Here is a 17,548-nt window from a genome sequence, read left to right as displayed (position 1 = left end):
TCGATGACGTTGCCGTCGCTCACCGCCGCCCCCGCAGCATGACGTCGACGATCTGGCCGGGCTGGAGCCGCGCTGCCGGAACGCCTTCGGGTCGTGCCTCGACGAGATAGACCAGCTTCTGGCGGGTCTCGGTCGAATAGATCACCGGCGGGGTGAACTCCGGCTCCTGCGAGACATAGGACACGGTCGCCGCCAGCCCCTGCGGACAGCCCGAGCAGCGCACATCGAGCCGTGTGCCGACGGTGGTGCCGAAGAGCAGCGCCTCCGGCACGTAGAGCATCAGCTTGACCGCGCCGTCGGGCAGGATCGTCAGCGCCGGCGCCGATGGTCCGGCGAGTTCGCCGGGATGACGGATCAGATCAGTGACGATCCCGGCCGCCGGCGCCATCAGCTTGCGCTGCCCGAGCCGCCACTTGGCCTGGTCGAGCGCCGCCTGCGCCTGCGCCACCTGGTTGCGCATCGCCCTGATCTCCGCCTCGCGCGCCGCCAACCGGGCGACCTCGAGATTGGCGGCAGTCTCGCGCACCCGTGACGTGGCGACGTCGCGCGCCGTCTGGGCCTGGTCGAGATCGGCCTGGGTCGAGACGCCGCGGCGGAACAGGTCCTGCCGGCGCTCCAGCGACCGCTCCGCCTCGCGCTCCTGCGCCTTGGCCGAGACCGCCGTCGCCTCGATCACGGCGATCTCTTCCGGCCGCTTGCCGCTGAGCAGATTGGCGAGCTGCGCCTGTGCTTGCACGAGCCGCGCCTCGCTCTCGGCCACGGCGTTGCGGGCATCGTCCGCCTGCAATTCGGCGAGCAGCGCGCCGGGCGCGACGCGCTCACCGCGGCGGACCGCGACACTCTCGATCCGCGCCGTGTCGATCGGCCCGATCCGGACATACTCGCCCTCGACATAGCCGACGACGCGGGTCGAGGGCGGCGCGCAGACGCCGAGCGAGGCGGCGATGGCGAAGGAGCAGATGAAGTCGAGGATCATGACGCCTCTCCCCTGCAGGCGAGGATGCTGGCGCGAACCGAGCGCCTGATGGTTTCAGCGATGGCGCGCGCTTGATCGGGGCCGATCCCGTCCCAGCCCATGCGCCGGGTGACTGCCGGACGCGCGATGCGGAAATAGACGAGCTGGCCTATCGCAGCGAAGACGGCGAGCCGAGTTTCCGGCGCCTCGGGCGCCATCCCGGTTGCCGCTGCCCAGACCTGGCAGACCCGTCGATGCACCGGCTCGAACAGCCCGCCATAGATCGTGTCGAAGGCCGGGCTCGGCGTGAACATCTCGCGCACGACGAAGCGGGCTATCATCTCGCTCTCGGGCGCCGTCGTCAGGAAGGCGATCATGCGCTCGATCAAGGAGAGCAGCTGCTCGGCCGCGGCGTCGCGATCGATGGCATCGGCCGCAATCGAGGCCGCCGGCGCCCCGCCCATCAGCACCGCTTGCATCCGGGCGATGATCGCTTCGGCACAGGCCTTTCTTAGCCCGTCCTTGCCGCCGAAATGATAGGCGATACCGGCGCTGTTGACCTTCGCCACCTGGGCGATCTCGCGTGTCGAGGTCGCATCGAAGCCGTTGCGGCCGAACAGGTCTAGCCCGGCGCGGATCAGCGCCTGCCGCGTGCCTTCGGCGTCCTTGAGGATGGATGTACGTGCCATGCTTCAGGCCATAGCACGTCGTCATGTTTCAATCAATCGATTGATTGAAACATGACGACTCCATTCCAACCCACCCTTCGAGCGCACCCGCTGCTGATGTATGCGGCGTGATGGCGCGGACGAACCGACTACCCCATATACCCTGCTGCCGACCGCAAACATCCGGACCATCCCATGACGTCCAGCGCTGTCCGTTCCGCATCCCGCAACGAAGAGGGCGCCGTTTCGGCGGTTATCGTCCTCGCCTTCGCGACCGATCCGATGACGCGCTGGTCATTGGGAGAGGCGCAGACCTATCTCGCCGTGATGCCCGACCTGATCCGCGCATTCGGCGCCGCCGCCTACGATAGCGACAGCGCTTATGTGAGCGACGATTTCGGCGGCGCCGCGCTGTGGCTGCCGCCCGGCGTGGAGCCCGACATCGAGACGCTAGGGCACCTCATTCGGAAGAACGCCGACCCAGCGATCATGCCCGATGTCGACGCGATATTCGAAGCGATGGAGCGATATCATCCAAAGGTCCCACACTGGTACCTGCCGCTGATCGGCGCCGACCCAGCGCGGCAGGGCCAGGGAATTGGCAGCGCGCTCATGCGTCATGCGCTCGCACGCTGCGACCGCGAGGGCGTCGCAGCCTATCTGGAATCGTCGAATCCGCGGAATATCCCGCTTTATCAGAGACACGGGTTCGAAGTTCTCGGAACTATCCAGATCGGATCGTCGCCAGTCCTGACGCCGATGCTGAGACCGCCGCAGCCTGCCACAAGCTGATCGGAGCAGGCTTGGACGTTAGTCTCGTGGCGATGACCATCATTGGCCCGAAGGATGAAGCCCAAACACCAACGCTCATGACATCGGGCGCGTAATCGTCTAAGGCGGCCCTCTCCTGCCGCCCTCACCCCGCCCGATGCTGTTCAACTCCTTCGCCTTCCTGCTCGGCTTCCTGCCGCTGGCACTCGCCCTGCACTGGCTGGTCGAGCGCTTCGCGCCGGCCTGGCGGCTGCCGCTGCTCGCGATGCTCTCCTTTGCCTTTTATGGCTGGTGGGACTGGCGCTTTGTGCCGCTGCTCGCCTTCTCGATCCTGCTCAACTGGCTGATCGCGGAAGCCTTCCAGAAGACCAAGGCCGGCGGCCTGATCACGCTCGCCATCGCGATCAACCTCGCCATCCTGGCGCTGTTCAAGTACTTCAACTTCTTCGCCGATCTTACTGCAATGATTCCAGGATTGCCGACGGCGAAGCTCGATCTGGCGCTGCCGCTCGGCATCTCCTTCTTCACCTTCCACCATGTGATGTACCTGACCGATCTGCGCCGGGGCGAAGCGCCGCGCTACGATCTCGTCCGCTACGCGCTCTACATCGCCTTCTTCCCGCAGGTGCTGGCTGGGCCGCTGGTGCGCTGGCGCGAGATCATGCACCAGCTCGACGAGCGGCCTTACCTCAGGCCCGACGCAGCCGAGCGCATCGCCCGCGGCATCATGCTGCTGACCATCGGCCTGGCGAAGAAGGTGCTGCTCGGCGATCCCCTGGCCGAATACGCCAATCCGGTCTTCGCTGCGGCGGCTGCCGGCGAGGCCCTGAGCATGGCGCAGGCCTGGCAAGGCACCCTCGCCTTCACCTTCCAGATCTATTTCGACTTCTCCGGCTACACCGACATGGCGCTCGGCCTGGCGCTGCTTTTCGGCATCATGCTGCCGCAGAACTTCGACGTGCCCTATCGCGCCGTCAGCCTGCAGGATTTCTGGCGGCGCTGGCACATGACGCTGTCGCGCTTCCTGCGCGACTATCTCTACATCCCGCTCGGCGGCTCGCGGCATGGCCTGCCGCTGCAGCTCTGGGCGCTGTTCGCCACCATGGCGCTCGGCGGCCTCTGGCATGGCGCCGGCCTCAACTTTGTCGCCTGGGGCGTGGCGCATGGCGTCGTGCTCACGATCGGCGTGCTCTGGCGCCGCGCCGGGCTACCGATGCCGAAGCTGCTCGGCTGGGCGTTGACCTTCCTCTTCGTCGCCTTCTGCTGGGTGCTGTTCCGCGCCGCCTCGTTCGACGCGGCGCTCGCGATCTATAAGGGGCTGTTCGGCTTCGGCCCGGTCGGCACCGGCTTCAAATGGCGCGCTTTGCTGCCGGCTGTCGCGGTCGCAATGATCGGCCCGACCGCCTGGGCAGCCGTCCACAAGGCGCCCCCGGCACGCTGGCTCGCCGTACTCACCGCCATCCTTTTCGTGCTGGTCCTGTTCAAGATCGGCGACGACGCCAATTATGAGTTCATCTACTTCCAGTTCTGAGGCGCGTTGGGGCGGCTTCGGCCGCACCTTCCTCATCGCCGCGGCGGGCCTCGCCGCCGCGCTGCTGGCGCTCGCCTTCCTGGTCGACCCCTATGACAGCGGCCGCTCGCCGCTCAAGCTCAAGACCGGCGTCAGCCCGCAGGGGCCGCGCACCGCCGCCGCCAGCCGCGGCCGCGACCCGCACTTCTCCGGCGCGATCTTCGGCAACTCGCATATCCAGCTCGTCTCGCCGGAGCTCCTCGCGCAGAAGACCGGCATCCCCTTCGTCTCGTTGATCGCCCCTGCGACTGGCCCACGCGAGGCCCTCGTCCTGCTCGACTGGTTCCTGCGTCACCGCAAGGAACCGGCGAAGGCGCTGGTGATCGGCCTCGACGTGCGCTGGTGCACGCCCGACCCGACTTTGGCGATCGAGAAGCCCTTCCCGTTCTGGTTGTTCGAGCGTTCGAGCTCGCGCTATCTCGCCGGGCTGATCCGCTTCGACGTGATCGAGGAGACCCTGCGCCGGTTGCGCTATCTCACGGCGAAAGCGCCTGAGCGCGCCCGGCCGAACGGCTATTGGGACTATGAGGCCGGCTACGAGGTCCAGGGCTTCCACAGTGACCCAGCCCGTCGCGCCAAGTTGCTCGAACCGCTCGACACCAGCGGCGGCAACATCACCGGCCCCTTCCCGGCCGAGGCGGCGCTGCGCGAGCTGCTGGGCCGGATGGCTCCGGATATGCCGGTCGTCCTGGTGCGGCCGCCCAACTTCGTCAGCGCCCTGCCCGCCCCCGGCAGCGCCGGCGCCCGCGCCGATGCCGCCTGCCGCGATACCTATGCCAAACTCACCGCGAGCCGTCCGAAGACCGTGCTGGTCGACTGGCGCATCGACCGGCCTGAGAATCGAGAGCCGGACAACTATTTCGACCATACCCACTACCGGCAGAAGATCGCCGGGCCGCTCGCCGCCGACATCGCTGCGGCGATCATCGGATTGCGTTGATTTTCCAGCACTTTGCCAGCTTGTTCACGGCTACGCGAAAGCGATTGTTCCTTATGTGACCAGTCGCTATAAGGGCGCCAAATCGGCGGCCTCGACACGGCGAAGCCGGCGGGGCCCTCGAGCGGACGTTCATGCAGAAGGCCTCTCATGTCGAAGCAGATCAGTCTCGAGCCCGACTACAAACCCTCCGACAAGGAGCCGTTCATGAATGAGCGGCAGCGCGAATATTTCCGCGGCAAGCTGCAGGCGTGGAAGGAGGAGATCCTCAAGGAGGCCAGAGAGACGCTGGTCACCCTGCAGAGCGAGAGCGAGAACCATCCCGACATCGCCGACCGCGCCTCTTCGGAGACCGATCGCGCCATCGAGCTGCGCGCCCGCGACCGCCAGCGCAAGCTGATCTCCAAGATCGACAGCGCCCTCTCCCGCATCGAAGACGGCTCCTATGGCTTTTGCGAGGAGACCGGCGAGCCGATCTCGCTCAAGCGCCTGGAAGCCCGCCCGATCGCGACGCTCTCGCTCGAAGCCCAGGAACGTCACGAGCGCAACGAGCGCGTCTTCCGCGACGACTGAGATACTGCGATCACATCGCTCCCAACAGAAAGGCCCCGCAGTTTCGCTGCGGGGCCTTTTTTTTTATCGAAGACCAAGACTAGACAGCCCGGCCACCGCTGAGCGCGGCGGCCGGGCCAAGTCATCGGATCAGGCGACGTCGAAGCGGTCGAGGTTCATCACCTTGGTCCAGGCCGCGACGAAGTCCTTGACGAACTTCTCCTTCGCGTCCTGGCTGGCATAGACCTCGGCCAGGGCGCGCAGGATCGAGTTCGAGCCGAAGACGAGGTCCGTGCGGGTGCCGGTCCATTTCGTAGCGCCGGTCTTGCGATCCGTGCCTTCGAACACGTCCTTGGCCTCGGACGCAGCCTTCCACTGCGTGCCCATGTCGAGCAGGTTGACGAAATAGTCGTTCGTCAGCACGCCCGGCCGGTCGGTCAGGATGCCGTTCTTCGTACCGTCGACGTTGATGTCGATGGCGCGCAGGCCGCCGACCAACACCGTCAGCTCGGGCGCGGTCAGGGTCAAAAGCTGCGCCTTGTCGATCAGCGCGACCTCGCCGGCCACCTTGGCCCCGGCCTTCTGGTAGTTGCGGAAGCCGTCAGCTGCCGGCTCCATCACATCGAAGGAGTGCGTGTCGGTCTGCTCCTGCCTGGCGTCAGTGCGGCCCGGGGTGAACGGCACGCTCACCTCATGACCGGCCGCCTTCGCCGCCTGCTCGACGCCGACATTGCCGGCCAGCACGATGAGGTCGGCCAGCGAGACCTTCTGGTCGCCATCCGCCTCCTTGTTGAACTGGCGCCGGATGCCATCCAGCACCTCGATCACCCTGGCGAGCTGCGCCGGCTGGTTGACCTCCCAATCCTTCTGGGGCGAGAGGCGGATGCGCGCGCCATTGGCTCCGCCGCGCTTGTCGCCGCCGCGGAAGGTCGAGGCCGAGGCCCAGGCCGTGCCGACCAGCTCGGAAACGCTGAGGCTGGAGGCCCTGATCTTCTCCTTGAGCGCGGCGACATCCGCCGCGTTGACCAGCGGATGGTCGGCCGCCGGCACGACATCCTGCCAGATCAGCTCTTCCTTCGGCACTTCCGGACCGAGATAGCGCGAGCGCGGGCCGAGATCGCGATGGGTCAGCTTGAACCAGGCGCGGGCGAAGGCCTCGGCGAAGGCCTGCGGGTTCTCGAGGAAGCGGCGCGAGATCTTCTCATAGGCCGGGTCGACGCGCAGCGACAGGTCGGTCGTCAGCATCGTCGGCTTGTGCTTCTTCGACGGATCGAAGGCGTCGGGGATGAGAGCCTCTGCATCCTTCGCCTCCCACTGGATCGCGCCGCCCGGGCTGCGGGTCTGCACCCATTCGTATTTGAACAGATTCTCGAAGAAGAAGTTGCTCCACTGGGCCGGCGTCTGCGTCCACGTGACCTCAATGCCGCTGCCAACCGCGTCGGCACCGTGGCCGGTGCCGTAGTTGCTGGCCCAGCCAAGGCCCTGCGCCTCCAGTTCAGCCCCCTCGGGATCCGGCCCCTTATGCGACTCGGGCGCGGCGCCATGGGTCTTGCCGAAGGTGTGGCCGCCGCCGATCAGAGCCACGGTCTCCTCGTCATCCATCGCCATGCGGGCGAAGGTCTCGCGGATGAAATGCGCGGCCGAGAGCGGATCGCCATTGGCGCCCGGCCCTTCTGGATTGACGTAAATCAGGCCCATCTCGGTGGCGCTGAGCGGCGCGTCGAACTTGTCGAGCGGACGGTGGGTCAGCCAGGCGGTCTCGGTCCCCCAGCTCACATCGTGATCGGGCTCCCAGCTATCTTCGCGGCCACCGGCGAAGCCGAAGGTGCGGAAACCCATGGTCTCAAGCGCGACGTTACCGGTCAGAATCAGGAGGTCGGCCCAGGAGATCTGCTGGCCGTATTTCTGCTTGATCGGCCAGAGCAGGCGACGCGACTTGTCGATGTTGACGTTGTCCGGCCAGCTGTTGAGCGGAGCAAAGCGCTGCTGGCCACGTCCGCCGCCGCCACGGCCGTCGGCGAGGCGATAGGTGCCGGCGGCGTGCCAGGACATGCGGACGAATTGCGGGCCATAATGGCCGAAATCTGCAGGCCACCAGTCCTGCGAATCGGTCATCAGCTTGCGCAGGTCGTTCTTCAGCGCCTCGTAGTCGAGCTTCTTGAACGCCTCGCGATAGCTGAACGCCCCGCCCAGCGGATCGGACTTGGCCGAGTGCTGGTTCAGGAGGTCGACAGGCAGCTGGCTCGGCCACCAGTCGCGGTTCTGCCGGGTGCCGCCACCATGGGCGACGGGGCATTTGCCCGTGCTGTCCTCAGTCTTCGCGTTCATGTCATTCTCCGAGCTCAGCTGGCTGCTGGGTTGCGTCTTAGCAAAAGGATTTCATTATTTTAATTCCGATTTTCTGATCACGCCGATAAGCTGCGATTATGACAAACCTGACCTTCAAGCAGCTTCGCTATCTGGAGGCGCTGGCACGGCATGGCCATTTCGGGCGGGCGGCCGAAGCTTGCGGCATCTCGCAGCCGGCCTTGTCCATGCAGATCAAGGCGCTTGAGGAAGATCTCGGCGCCGAACTGTTCGAGCGGAACAGGCGCCAGATACGCCTGACCAGCTTCGGCGAGGAAATTGCTCAGCGGGGAAAGGACATCCTGCGCGCGCTCGACGAGCTGGAAGGCTACGCCCGCGCGTCCCGGAGCGGCCTCGTCGCCAAGCTGCGCATCGGCGTGATCCCGACGGTCGCGCCCTATTTGCTGCCGAGCCTCATCGGCGATCTCACGCGCCTGCATGGCGGCCTCGACCTGCATGTGCGCGAGACATTGACGCCGAAGCTGGTCCAGGAGCTGAACGAAGGCAGGCTCGACATGGCGATCGTCGCCTTGCCGGTGTCGGAACCATCACTGACCGAGATCGCCCTCTTCACCGAAAGCTTCGTCCTGGTTCGGCCGCGCGAAGATGAAGGCAAGCCCGCGCCCAATCGCGAGGCTCTGCGCGAGATGCGGCTGCTGCTGCTGGAAGAGGGCCACTGCTTTCGCGACCAGGCCCTTTCCTTCTGCAACACCAAGCCGCGCACCGTGCAGTCGCGCGACCTCCTGGACGCAAGTTCGCTCTCGACGCTGGTGCAGATGGTCGATGCGGGGCTCGGGGTCACCCTGATCCCGGAAATGGCCGTGGCCGTCGAGACACGCTCTGCCTCAGTCTCGGTCGTGCGCTTCGGGCAGCCCGAACCGTCCCGGACCATCGGCATGGTCTGGCGCAAGACCAGCCCGCTGGCCAGGCAATTGCTCGAGATATCCGACATGGTCCGCCAGTCGGCCGGCGTGCTGCGGCAGACCCACGACGCCTCCTCGTCCGGTTCTTACCCCGTGAATTCAGGGACTGTTACAGCTTCGTGAAAGCAAAGCCCCGCGCGGGAGGCGCGGGGCTTCTGGCCGCCAGCCGTGGATAGCTGGGGAGCGTGGCGGGCGGCCGGGAGGAAAGGCGGCTCGGGAGAGACCGCCAGCCCGGCGCGAAGGCATGGAACGTGGGGAGCGTTGCCGTCGCGCCGGAAGCTTTGGGATCGGAGTTATCCTTGAGGCATGTCCTGTCTCGGAAAACCGGTTTCCACTTTTCCGGGACCTACCTAGAACGGCAGCAGGATATCCATCACCTGCTGGCCGTAGCGTGGCTGCTGCACGTCGGTGATCTGGCCGCGGCCGCCATAGGCGATGCGGGCCTGGGCGATCTTGGCCGACTCGATCGTGTTGTCGGATTCGATGTCCTCCGGCCGGATCACGCCGGCGACGATCAATTCGCGCACCTCGAAATTCACCCGGATCTCCTGCTTGCCCTCGATCACCAGATTGCCGTTCGGCAGGGTCTGGGTGACGGCGGCGGCGACATTGGTGGCGAGCTGTTCGGCCCGGCGGACGGAGCCGGTTCCCTCACTCGAGGAATCCGAATCCATCTTCAGCAGCGAGCTGGGATCTGCCTTCTTGCTCCACTTGCTCTCGGAGCCGAAGAAATTCTCGGCACCGAAATCCTCGCCGTTCTTGCGGCTGCGCTTGGTGGTGTTGTCGAGCTGGGCCCGGTCGGTGACCTTGACCTTGACGGTGACGAGATCGCCGACCTGGCGGGCGCGCTGGTCCTTGAAGAAGGCGCGCGAGCCGGTGCGCCAGAGCGAGTTCGGCGCGAAGGAGGCGTGCTCGATCGGCGGCATCGGCATCTGCACAGGCTTGTAGCCCTTGGCGGCAGTCGGATCCTCGATCGGCGAGAGCGCCGGCGCCTGGCCGACATTGGCGAGCCTGTCGGCGGCGCCGCAAGCGCCCAGCATGAGGCTGAGGCTGAGGGCGGCAGGAATGGCGAGAGGGTTGGTCCGGGTCATGGGAATGGTCCGCAACTGGAGCAATGGGGTCATCTTCAGCGGGCAGCGGCGATCTGGCCGCCGCCCTGCGGGCTGACGTTGACGCGCCCGGGACCGCTGACCGTTCCCTGCAGCACGCGCTTCGATTGTGGATTGGTGATCGAGATGACATCGCCGATCGCGCCGGCCTCGTTGGCGCGGCCGCGCATGCTGATCGCGATGCCGCGCCCCTCGTAGAAGAGGGTGACGATGTCTCCGCGCCCAACGATCTCCTCGCGCTGGACATCGCCGCTGCGCAGTACCGAGCCCGCCACCAGCATCCGCTTGGCGACCTTGCCGACTGCAGCTTTCGCCTCGCCGATCACGTCGTTGAACTGCGCATCGCGCGGCCGGCGCTCGATGGTGACGTCGGATGCCTTGAGCGTCTCGCCACGGGCGATCGTGCGCAGCGACACCACAGCCTCCGTCGTCTCGACCAGCTGGCCTGAGACGCGCACCGGCTTCAACCGGGTCGCGGCGCTGCCCGGCATGGTCAGGCGGCCCGTGATGCGGCGGCTGCGCGCGTCGTAGTTCAGGTCGAGCGCAGCAAGGTCGCCTGTCAGCTCCGGCTCGACCACGACCGAGGGCGCGCCGCCATCGAGCAGCAGCGCGAAGGCGCGCCCGTCGAAGCCGAAGCGTTCGAGCAGCGCCGACTTCACGGCGGCCTCGACATCGAGCCCGGTAATCCGGCGCGCCGCCCGGGTCACCACGACCTGGGCGACGCCCTGGCTGTCGAGCTCCTGCGCATCGCGCAGGATACCGTGCTTCACCGCGGCCTCGACGATGCGGTTGACCTGGATCGTGCCGGTCTCGCCGAGCGCCGGCGCGCGGAAGGCCGGAAGCGCCGCATCCTGCGGCGACAAGCCGGCGATCAGGTCGCCGAAGCCGACGATATCGCGCGAGAGCGTGAGGTCGGTCTTCAGCTTGAGCTTGCTGGCTGCCGCCGGTGCGGCTGCGGGCGTACGCTCGCCGGTCGGAGCCGCTGCCTGTGCAAGCGCCATGGCGGGAATCGCGGTCATCGTCGCGATCAGGAGAATGGAGCGGATCATCTGGCTCATCCCTCTCAGCGCATGATCTGCGTGGTGGACTGCATCATCTGGTCGGCGGCTGAGATCACCTTGGAGTTCATCTCGTAGGCGCGCTGCGCCGCGATCAGCGAGGAGAGCTCGGTAACCGCCTGGACGTTGCCTTCTTCCAGGTAGTTCTGCTGCATCGTGCCGAAGCCCTCTTCGCCGCCGAGCCCGTCGATCGCCGGGCCGGAGCCGGCCGTCTCGAGGAACAGGTTGTCACCGATCGATTCGAGGCCGACCTTGTTGATGAAGCGGGTGAGCTGGATCTGGCCGAGCTGCTGCGGAGCGGTCTGGCCGGGAAGATTGACCTCGACCGTGCCCTGCGCGTTGATGTTGACGCTGGTCGCGTTGTTCGGGACGGTGATGCCCGGCTGGACCTGGTAGCCGTCGCGCGTCACCAGCCGGCCCTGGCTGTCGAGGTCGAAGGAGCCGTCACGCGAATAGGCGGTGCGGCCGTCCGGCATCTGGATGCGGAAGAAGCCCTCGCCGCGGATCGCGATGTCGTACTGCTTCTCCGTCGGCGTCAGGTTGCCCTGGCTCATCACCCGCCCGGTCGAGGCGGTCTTGACGCCCGAGCCGACGAAGGTGCCGGCCGGAACCTGCGTGTTCTGATCCGAGGTCTGCGTGCCGGCGCGACGGAAGTGCTCGTAGAGCAAGTCCTGGAAATGAACGCGCTGGCGCTTGTAGCCGGTGGTGCGGACGTTCGCGATGTTGTTCGAGATGACCTGGACGTTGAGTTCCTGGGCCATCATGCCGGTGGCGGCAGTGTAAAGCGCGCGCATCGTTTGGCTCCTTTCCGCGTCAGGCTTGCTGATCGGCCAGGCGGGTGATCGCCTTGGCACGTAGTTCGTCGGTCTTGGCCATCATCGCCGAGAGGCTCTGATAGGCGCGCTGGACCTCGACCAGCCGGGTCATCTCGACCACGGCCTTGACGTTGGAGCGCTCGATCGCCCCGGTCTCGAGCCGCGCCAGCGGGCCTGCGGCCTGGGCAGCGGTGGTCGAGGAGAACAGGTTGCTGCCGTCGCTGGCGAGCGCGGCGGGATTATCGAAGCGCACGATCCGGAGCTTGCCGCGCTGGCCCTGGTCCGACGTGACCGTGCCGTCGGCGGCGATCCGGGGGTTGCTCTCGGTCGAGCCGAAGACGATCGGCCCGCCATCGCCCATGACCGGCTGGCCGGCCTGGGTCACGAGTTGGCCGCGGCCATTGATCTCCAGTGAGCCGGCGCGGGTGTAGCGCTCGCCCTGGGGGGTCTGGACGACGAGGTAGTTGTCGCCCTGAACCGCGACATCGAGCGGGTTGCCGGTGCGCTCGATCGCCCCCAGCGAGAGGTCGATCGGCGTGCCCTTGTCGATGACATAGGAGAGCCGGCGATCCTGCGTCTGGAAGGTGTCGGCCCGCGCCGTCGGCGAGACGTACTCGGCAAAGCGCGCCGAACGCGCCTTGAAGCCGTTCGTGCCGACATTGGCGACGTTATTGGCGATGACGTCGAGCTCGCGCGCCAGAGCCATCTGGCGCGACAGGCTGACGAGAAGCGCGTTTTCCACGGCTCCTGCTCCCGATCTGTCCCGTGATCGCCCCGACGCTCCCCAGCGCGGTGACCACGCCAATCAGGTGGCAAGCGACGTGCCAACATGGTTAATTCCAGCAAGCCTTTGATAAGGCTATAGATACCCTTATCGATCGCCTCCAATCGTGCTGGTCCGAACCCGCCCGCACGGCAGAAACGACCCGGCAAAAATTGCCCGCCTTAACGGGCCGTTAACCGTAATTGGGCAGGGTCGGCGACAGGGAGACGGGCCAGGGCGGCGCCCGTCCCGGGCGGGCAAGCCAAGATGGCGAAGAAGACGAGCAAGGACGACGAGACCGCCGAGGACGGCGCCGACGCGGCGTCGAAGCCCGGCAAGAAGAAGCTCGTCATGATCGGCGGCGCTTTGGCGCTCGTCGCCGTGCTCGGTGGCGGCTGGTTCTTCTTCCTGAAGAAGAAGCCCGTCGAGGAAGTCAGCGCCGAAGCGGCGGCCGCGGCAGCCAAGAAGCAGATCACCTTCGTCGAGATGAAGGACATGATGATCGGCATCTCCGCCGGGCCGCAGCAGGACCGCCAGCCGATCGTCAAGATCAAGGTCGCGCTCGAGATCGCCGACGCCAAGACCGCGGACCAGGTCAAGCCGCTGCTGCCGCGCGTCGAGGACGCCTTCCAGGTCTTCATGCGCGAGCTGCGTCCCTCCGACCTTGACGGCTCGGCCGGCATGTACCGGCTGAAGGAAGAGCTGCTGCGCCGGGTCAACGTCACTGTTTACCCGGCCAAGGTCGACGCCGTCCTCTTCAAGGAACTGCTGCTGCAATAGCGGCAGCCTCACACGTTCGAGCAAGACCACATGGCCAGCAGCGACCTCGAAGCCCAGGACAAGGACAAGCTGCCGCTGACGCCGGAAGGCATGGCGGCGGAGTGGGCTGCCATGCCCGACATCGTCGACGAGGACGGTGGCGAGGCGGAAGCCAATATCGATCGCCTGATGAATCAGGACGAGATCGATACGATGCTCGGCTTCTCCGCCGGGGACGACGGCAAGGGCGGCCGCAACGGCATTCAGGCGATCGTCGATTCCGGCTCGGTGACCTATGAACGCCTGCCGATGCTCGAAATCATCTTCGAGCGCCTGGTCCGCCTCCTCTCCACCAGCCTGCGCAACCTGTTCAGCGACAATGTCGAGGTGACGCTGGAGGGCATCCGCTCGGTGCGCTTCGGCGACTACATGAACTCGATCTCGCTGCCGGCGATGCTCGCGGTGTTCAAGGCCGAGGAATGGGACAATTTCGGCCTCATCACCATCGAGTCCGCCCTCACCTATTCGGTGCTCGACACCATGCTCGGCGGCAAGCGGGGCCAGTCGGCGGCGCGTGTCGACGGGCGCCCCTTCACCTCGATCGAGATGAACCTGCTGCGCCGCGTCATCGGCGTCGTGCTCGGCGATGCCGAGGCCGCCTTCAGGCCGCTCTCGCCGGTGAACTTCAGGATCGACCGGATCGAATCCAATCCGCGCTTCGTCTCGATCTCGCGCCCGGCCAACGCCGCCATCCGGGTCGAATTACGCTTCGACATGGAGGGCCGCGGCGGCTCGCTCCATCTGCTCCTGCCCTACGCCACCATCGAGCCGATCCGGGAATTGCTGCTCGAAAGCTTCATGGGTGAGAAGCTCGGGCGCGACCCGATCTGGGAGAACCACCTCGCCACCGAGGTCTGGCAGGCGGATGTCGCGGTGAAATGCGTGCTGCACGAATGCACCATGCCGTTGAAGCGGGTGATGAAGCTCGAGATCGGCGACACGCTGATGTTCGATGCGCGCCCCGACTCGGTGGCCTCGCTGCGCTGCGGCGAGTTCATCGTCAGCGAGGGCCGGATCGGGCGCGTCGACGACAAGATCGCCGTCCAGGTCGTCAGCCCGTTGCGACGCTCGAAGACGACCATGGCCGCCTTCGACACCAGCCATCCCAATCCGGCGTCCTGACCAGGGAGTCCCTGCCCCATGACCATCACCCTGATCGCCGATGCGCTGGTGGGCTGCCTGCTGGTTGCCACCATCATCACCTGTTTCGTGCTCTCCAAGCGCATCGAGCGGCTGAAGGCCGATGAGAGCGCGATGCGCCAGACCATCGGCGCCCTGATCTCCGCCACCGATACGGCCGAGCGCGCGATCGCAGGTCTGAAGCTGACGCTCGGCGACTGCGACCGCACGCTCGGCGAACGCCTGCGCACCGCCGAGCGTTACGCCGCCGACCTCGCCCAGCAGATCGAGGCCGGCCAGGGCGTGATGGAGCGCATCGGCCAGATCGTCAGCGCCGCCAGCATGGTCGCGCCCAAGCCGGAACCCGTCGCCGAGAAGCCGGCCCTTTCCCGCATGGCGAGCGCTGCCGACGCCGCCGCCGCCATCCGCGCCCGCGCCGCCCGCAGGCTCGAGGGCCAGGCTGCGTGATCCAGTCGCCCCGCCTCATCCCGGCCGTCATCCTCGGCGCCATGGGTCTCCTGGCGCTGAAGCTGCTTGCCTGGTCGGCGGAGCCCTCTCCGGTCAAGGCGCCCGCCAGCGCCCAGGTCGTCGCCGCGAAGCCTGAGAAGGAAGTCTGGGGCCTGGCCAAGATCATTGCCAAAGCCCATCAGCCCGACATCTTCATGGATCCCGAGACCACGGGCACGATCGATCCGCCTGCCCCCAAGGTCGTGCCCGAGGAGCAAGCCAAGCGCGACTCCAGCCCGAACAACAAGGCCGGCCTGATGAATGGCACGGCCCAGCCGGTCTCGCCGGCGGAGAAAGCCCTGCTCGAACGCCTCGGCCAGCGCCGCGATGAGATCGAGACGCGCATGCGCGAACTCGACATGCGCGAGAAATTGCTCGATTCGGCCGAGAAGAAGCTCGGCGGCCGTGTCGACGATCTCAAGGCGCTGGAAGAGAAGGTCGAAGGCCCGCGCAAGCAGGAGGCCGAGGCCAATCAGGCCGTCAAGAACCTGGTGATCATGTACGAGACGATGAAGCCGAAGGACGCCGCCCGTGTCTTCGACCGGCTGGCGCTCGACATCCTGGTTCCCGTCGTCCAGCAGATGAGCCCGCGCAAGATGTCGGACGTGCTCGCCGCCATGTCGCCGGAGGCGGCGGAACGCCTTACCGTCGCGCTCTCGCTGCGCGGACGTCCTATGGTCGCCGTCGATCGCGCACCGGCCGCCACGCCCGCGGGCACCGAGCTGCAGGCGATCGAGTCCGCGCCGCGCCGCTGAGCGCCCTGCCGGTTTGGCTAGCCTGTCACTGCTGAACCGAGATCCCGCTCTCCTTGATGATCGTCGCATAGGTCGAAACGTAGCGGTCGATCACTGTCTCGAACTCCGCACCCGGCCGGGCCAGCACCGTGAAGCTCAGGCCCTGGAGACGCTCACGCACATCCGGGCGCGTCAGCGCCGCGAGCCAGGCACGCTCCAGTGCATTGCGGGCGGCCGCTGGCGTATCACGGCGCACCATGATGCCGAACCAGCTGTCCGAGAGAAGATCCGGCAGGCCGAGCTCGGTGAATGTCGGGACATTGGGCAGCTCCCGTACGCGCCGGTCGGCGGTGACCGCAAGCGCGAGGAGCTTGCCCTCCTCGATCGACTGGACGACGTCCGGGAGATTGCTGAGCGCAAAATCGATCCGGCCGGCGAACAGGTCGACGAAGAGCTGTGAGGTGCCGTTATAGGGCGCATGGACGGCTTTGCCGCCGATCAGGCGCAGGAAATGCTCGGAACCGAGATGCGGCGAGGTCCCGATCCCCGGGCTCCCATAAGTCACCGAGTCGCCGCTCTCGCGCAGGCGCTTGACGAAGCCTGCCCAGTCGGTCTTGAGCGACGGCGCGACGACGAGGACATGAGGCACCACGGTCGCCTGCACGACCGGGGCGAAGGCGCGTTGCCAATCCGCAGTCCGTGCCCGCAGCGTGATGTTCGCCGCAAAACTGTTGGCGATCATCAGCATGGTATGCCCGTCGGCCGGCGACTTCAGCGTCTCGGCTCCGGCGATAACGGTGGCGGCACCGGCGATGTTCTCGACGACCACGGTCTGGCCGAGCGTGTCCTTGAGGCTTTCCTGGGCCAGCCGGGCGACTGGATCCATCGATGTCCCGGCCGTGAACGGGAGGATCAGCCGCAGCGGCCTCGTCGGGCGCCACTCGGATTGCGCTCTTGCCAGGTCCGCTCTTGCAAGAGCAGGGGCGGTCAATCCCGCCAGGAGCAACGCGCGTCGGTCAAGCAACATCGGGGCTCTCCAAGCATGAGATCGTCAAAGCTGTGGCCGGCTGCACTGCGTTCCCGTTCCGGCAACGCGCGCAGCCAGATCTCTTCTGGTCAGGGCTGCTCGATCACGATCTCTCGCGGCAGGCCCCTCACATCCATCTCGTAGTCGAGCACTGCCACAGGAGGCCGCGAGAAGTGCCAGGTCAGGCCGCGGCCGAGGCTGGTGATGGGCAGGAGGACGTCCGCCAGGAGCGGATGGATGTCGCGAACCGTGTAGATGTTCGCGACCGTGGCATCCGCCCAGCCATAGCCGAGCCCCGCCAGGCGGTGCTCCATCTCGCCCATGACCCATTCCGCCTTGGCGCGCACGCCACTTGGGGAGGCATCGCCCGGTCGGATCGTTCCCTGCGCGTAGCTTGCGCCGCCTTCCGGCGCCTCGCCGCTGCCCGCCACCACGAAGCTCGTCCGCGCCGAAGCGTCGGGAACGGTATAGCTGAAGGCATGGAGCGACACGGTGTCGGGCTTGCCGATCTCGGGGCAGATGTTCGTCCGGGCGACCGGGTTAACCTTGCCCTGCAGGACCCCCCATTGATCGAGTCGGGAGGCATAGAGCCGGTTGAAGGCGTCGAACCCCCCTTCCGAAAACGGCTCGGGCGAGCGCAGTTCGCAAGAGCAGAACGCGGTCAACGGCCTGCCGACCTGCTTCAGATGCGCTTCGATGATCGCAAGGCCCTGGTCCAGCGCGACCGGGGTCGCCAGTTGCGCACGCTCGATCCGGAAGCCGGGCTGCGCCGCAACGCCACCGGAATACTGGTAGACGGCGGGGATGAACCTGTAGCTGCCGTCCTGGCTCGGTTGGGTCGAATACATCAGATCGGCTCCCCGCAATGTTCTGAT

General features: G+C 66.6%; 18 protein-coding genes. 9 read left to right on the top strand and 9 right to left on the bottom strand.

The window, feature by feature from the left end; translation table 11 throughout:
- Positions 1-19: 19 nt before the first annotated feature.
- Positions 20-976: an HlyD family secretion protein gene (locus ACSQ3M_RS00270; RefSeq protein WP_436148092.1), complete on the bottom strand. Its 957-nt coding sequence runs from the start codon at positions 974-976 to the stop codon at positions 20-22.
- Positions 973-1,644: a CerR family C-terminal domain-containing protein gene (locus ACSQ3M_RS00265; protein WP_436148091.1), complete on the bottom strand. Its 672-nt coding sequence runs from the start codon at positions 1,642-1,644 to the stop codon at positions 973-975. Before ACSQ3M_RS00265 ends, ACSQ3M_RS00270 begins: the two co-directional genes overlap by 4 nt.
- A 174-nt stretch (positions 1,645-1,818) precedes the next feature.
- Here ACSQ3M_RS00265 and ACSQ3M_RS00260 point away from each other — a divergent pair, with 174 nt between their 5' ends.
- From ACSQ3M_RS00260 to dksA, 4 genes are all read left to right on the top strand, one after another.
- Complete coding sequence (locus tag ACSQ3M_RS00260; RefSeq protein ID WP_436148090.1) at positions 1,819-2,415, top strand: GNAT family N-acetyltransferase; 597 nt, start codon at positions 1,819-1,821, stop codon at positions 2,413-2,415.
- A gap of 136 nt (positions 2,416-2,551) precedes the next feature.
- A complete protein-coding gene (locus ACSQ3M_RS00255; protein ID WP_436148089.1) occupies positions 2,552-3,925 on the top strand; it encodes an MBOAT family O-acyltransferase in 1,374 nt (457 codons plus the stop codon).
- Positions 3,900-4,904 (top strand): hypothetical protein, encoded by a 1,005-nt coding sequence (locus ACSQ3M_RS00250; RefSeq protein WP_436148088.1) that lies wholly within the window; start codon positions 3,900-3,902, stop codon positions 4,902-4,904. Before ACSQ3M_RS00255 ends, ACSQ3M_RS00250 begins: the two co-directional genes overlap by 26 nt.
- Before the next feature lie 147 nt (positions 4,905-5,051).
- Entirely contained in the window at positions 5,052-5,474 is a 423-nt protein-coding gene (dksA, locus tag ACSQ3M_RS00245; RefSeq protein ID WP_436148087.1) for an RNA polymerase-binding protein DksA, read from the top strand.
- 129 nt (positions 5,475-5,603) lie between these two features.
- Here dksA and katG read toward each other — a convergent pair whose 3' ends face one another.
- Positions 5,604-7,781 carry a catalase/peroxidase HPI gene (gene katG / locus ACSQ3M_RS00240; protein WP_436148086.1) on the bottom strand — a complete coding sequence of 726 codons (2,178 nt, stop codon included), beginning with the start codon at positions 7,779-7,781 and terminating at the stop codon, positions 5,604-5,606.
- 98 nt (positions 7,782-7,879) lie between these two features.
- Here katG and ACSQ3M_RS00235 point away from each other — a divergent pair, with 98 nt between their 5' ends.
- Complete coding sequence (locus ACSQ3M_RS00235; protein ID WP_436148085.1) at positions 7,880-8,845, top strand: LysR substrate-binding domain-containing protein; 966 nt, start codon at positions 7,880-7,882, stop codon at positions 8,843-8,845.
- Positions 8,846-9,072: 227 nt separating this feature from the next.
- Here the strand turns inward: ACSQ3M_RS00235 and flgH are convergent, their stop codons facing one another.
- From flgH to flgF, 4 genes are read right to left on the bottom strand one after another with little or no spacing between them, the layout of a single operon-like run.
- Positions 9,073-9,813: a flagellar basal body L-ring protein FlgH gene (flgH, locus tag ACSQ3M_RS00230; protein WP_436148084.1), complete on the bottom strand. Its 741-nt coding sequence runs from the start codon at positions 9,811-9,813 to the stop codon at positions 9,073-9,075.
- Positions 9,814-9,848: 35 nt separating this feature from the next.
- On the bottom strand, positions 9,849-10,880 hold the full coding sequence (gene flgA, locus ACSQ3M_RS00225) for a flagellar basal body P-ring formation chaperone FlgA (protein ID WP_436148083.1): 1,032 nt from the start codon (positions 10,878-10,880) through the stop codon (positions 9,849-9,851).
- 14 nt (positions 10,881-10,894) lie between these two features.
- The gene (flgG, locus tag ACSQ3M_RS00220; RefSeq protein WP_436148082.1) at positions 10,895-11,683 is read right to left on the bottom strand and encodes a flagellar basal-body rod protein FlgG; all 789 of its coding nucleotides are present in this window, start codon (positions 11,681-11,683) and stop codon (positions 10,895-10,897) included.
- A gap of 19 nt (positions 11,684-11,702) precedes the next feature.
- Positions 11,703-12,446 (bottom strand): flagellar basal-body rod protein FlgF, encoded by a 744-nt coding sequence (gene flgF / locus ACSQ3M_RS00215; RefSeq protein WP_436148081.1) that lies wholly within the window; start codon positions 12,444-12,446, stop codon positions 11,703-11,705.
- Between the two features lie 288 nt (positions 12,447-12,734).
- Between flgF and fliL the strand changes: the two genes are divergently transcribed.
- The 4 genes from fliL to ACSQ3M_RS00195 are packed head-to-tail and all read left to right on the top strand — an operon-like array spanning position 12,735 to position 15,667.
- Positions 12,735-13,247: a flagellar basal body-associated protein FliL gene (fliL, locus tag ACSQ3M_RS00210; RefSeq protein WP_436148080.1), complete on the top strand. Its 513-nt coding sequence runs from the start codon at positions 12,735-12,737 to the stop codon at positions 13,245-13,247.
- Between the two features lie 30 nt (positions 13,248-13,277).
- Positions 13,278-14,408, top strand: coding sequence for a flagellar motor switch protein FliM (gene fliM / locus ACSQ3M_RS00205; protein WP_436148079.1), 1,131 nt, complete (start codon positions 13,278-13,280; stop codon positions 14,406-14,408).
- 18 nt (positions 14,409-14,426) lie between these two features.
- Positions 14,427-14,873 (top strand): DUF6468 domain-containing protein, encoded by a 447-nt coding sequence (locus ACSQ3M_RS00200; protein WP_436148078.1) that lies wholly within the window; start codon positions 14,427-14,429, stop codon positions 14,871-14,873.
- The gene (locus ACSQ3M_RS00195; RefSeq protein ID WP_436148077.1) at positions 14,870-15,667 is read left to right on the top strand and encodes a MotE family protein; all 798 of its coding nucleotides are present in this window, start codon (positions 14,870-14,872) and stop codon (positions 15,665-15,667) included. Before ACSQ3M_RS00200 ends, ACSQ3M_RS00195 begins: the two co-directional genes overlap by 4 nt.
- Positions 15,668-15,692: 25 nt before the next feature.
- On the opposite strand, the gene ACSQ3M_RS00190 is transcribed toward ACSQ3M_RS00195, so the two are convergent.
- Together ACSQ3M_RS00190 and cnbZ are read right to left on the bottom strand one after the other, a co-directional pair.
- The gene (locus ACSQ3M_RS00190) at positions 15,693-16,532 is read right to left on the bottom strand and encodes a Bug family tripartite tricarboxylate transporter substrate binding protein (protein WP_436148076.1); all 840 of its coding nucleotides are present in this window, start codon (positions 16,530-16,532) and stop codon (positions 15,693-15,695) included.
- Between the two features lie 230 nt (positions 16,533-16,762).
- On the bottom strand, positions 16,763-17,521 hold the full coding sequence (gene cnbZ, locus ACSQ3M_RS00185; RefSeq protein ID WP_436148075.1) for a 2-amino-5-chloromuconate deaminase CnbZ: 759 nt from the start codon (positions 17,519-17,521) through the stop codon (positions 16,763-16,765).
- Positions 17,522-17,548: the final 27 nt, after the last annotated feature.

It is taken from the genome of Allobosea sp. LjRoot90 (assembly GCF_964254315.1).
Taxonomy (GTDB): Bacteria; Pseudomonadota; Alphaproteobacteria; order Rhizobiales; family Beijerinckiaceae; genus Allobosea.
This window is presented reverse-complemented; position numbering and strand designations above follow the sequence as displayed.

Bases quoted from the DNA above. Each gene is read 5' to 3' on its own strand.
- ACSQ3M_RS00270 (WP_436148092.1), bottom strand. From the start codon at position 976: ATGATCCTCGACTTCATCTGCTCCTTCGCCATCGCCGCCTCGCTCGGC.
- ACSQ3M_RS00265 (WP_436148091.1), bottom strand. From the start codon at position 1,644: ATGGCACGTACATCCATCCTCAAGGACGCCGAAGGCACGCGGCAGGCG.
- ACSQ3M_RS00260 (WP_436148090.1), top strand. From the start codon at position 1,819: ATGACGTCCAGCGCTGTCCGTTCCGCATCCCGCAACGAAGAGGGCGCC.
- ACSQ3M_RS00255 (WP_436148089.1), top strand. From the start codon at position 2,552: ATGCTGTTCAACTCCTTCGCCTTCCTGCTCGGCTTCCTGCCGCTGGCA.
- ACSQ3M_RS00250 (WP_436148088.1), top strand. From the start codon at position 3,900: ATGAGTTCATCTACTTCCAGTTCTGAGGCGCGTTGGGGCGGCTTCGGC.
- dksA (WP_436148087.1), top strand. From the start codon at position 5,052: ATGTCGAAGCAGATCAGTCTCGAGCCCGACTACAAACCCTCCGACAAG.
- katG (WP_436148086.1), bottom strand. From the start codon at position 7,781: ATGAACGCGAAGACTGAGGACAGCACGGGCAAATGCCCCGTCGCCCAT.
- ACSQ3M_RS00235 (WP_436148085.1), top strand. From the start codon at position 7,880: ATGACAAACCTGACCTTCAAGCAGCTTCGCTATCTGGAGGCGCTGGCA.
- flgH (WP_436148084.1), bottom strand. From the start codon at position 9,813: ATGACCCGGACCAACCCTCTCGCCATTCCTGCCGCCCTCAGCCTCAGC.
- flgA (WP_436148083.1), bottom strand. From the start codon at position 10,880: ATGATCCGCTCCATTCTCCTGATCGCGACGATGACCGCGATTCCCGCC.
- flgG (WP_436148082.1), bottom strand. From the start codon at position 11,683: ATGCGCGCGCTTTACACTGCCGCCACCGGCATGATGGCCCAGGAACTC.
- fliL (WP_436148080.1), top strand. From the start codon at position 12,735: ATGGCGAAGAAGACGAGCAAGGACGACGAGACCGCCGAGGACGGCGCC.
- fliM (WP_436148079.1), top strand. From the start codon at position 13,278: ATGGCCAGCAGCGACCTCGAAGCCCAGGACAAGGACAAGCTGCCGCTG.
- ACSQ3M_RS00200 (WP_436148078.1), top strand. From the start codon at position 14,427: ATGACCATCACCCTGATCGCCGATGCGCTGGTGGGCTGCCTGCTGGTT.
- ACSQ3M_RS00190 (WP_436148076.1), bottom strand. From the start codon at position 16,532: ATGGATCCAGTCGCCCGGCTGGCCCAGGAAAGCCTCAAGGACACGCTC.
- cnbZ (WP_436148075.1), bottom strand. From the start codon at position 17,521: ATGTATTCGACCCAACCGAGCCAGGACGGCAGCTACAGGTTCATCCCC.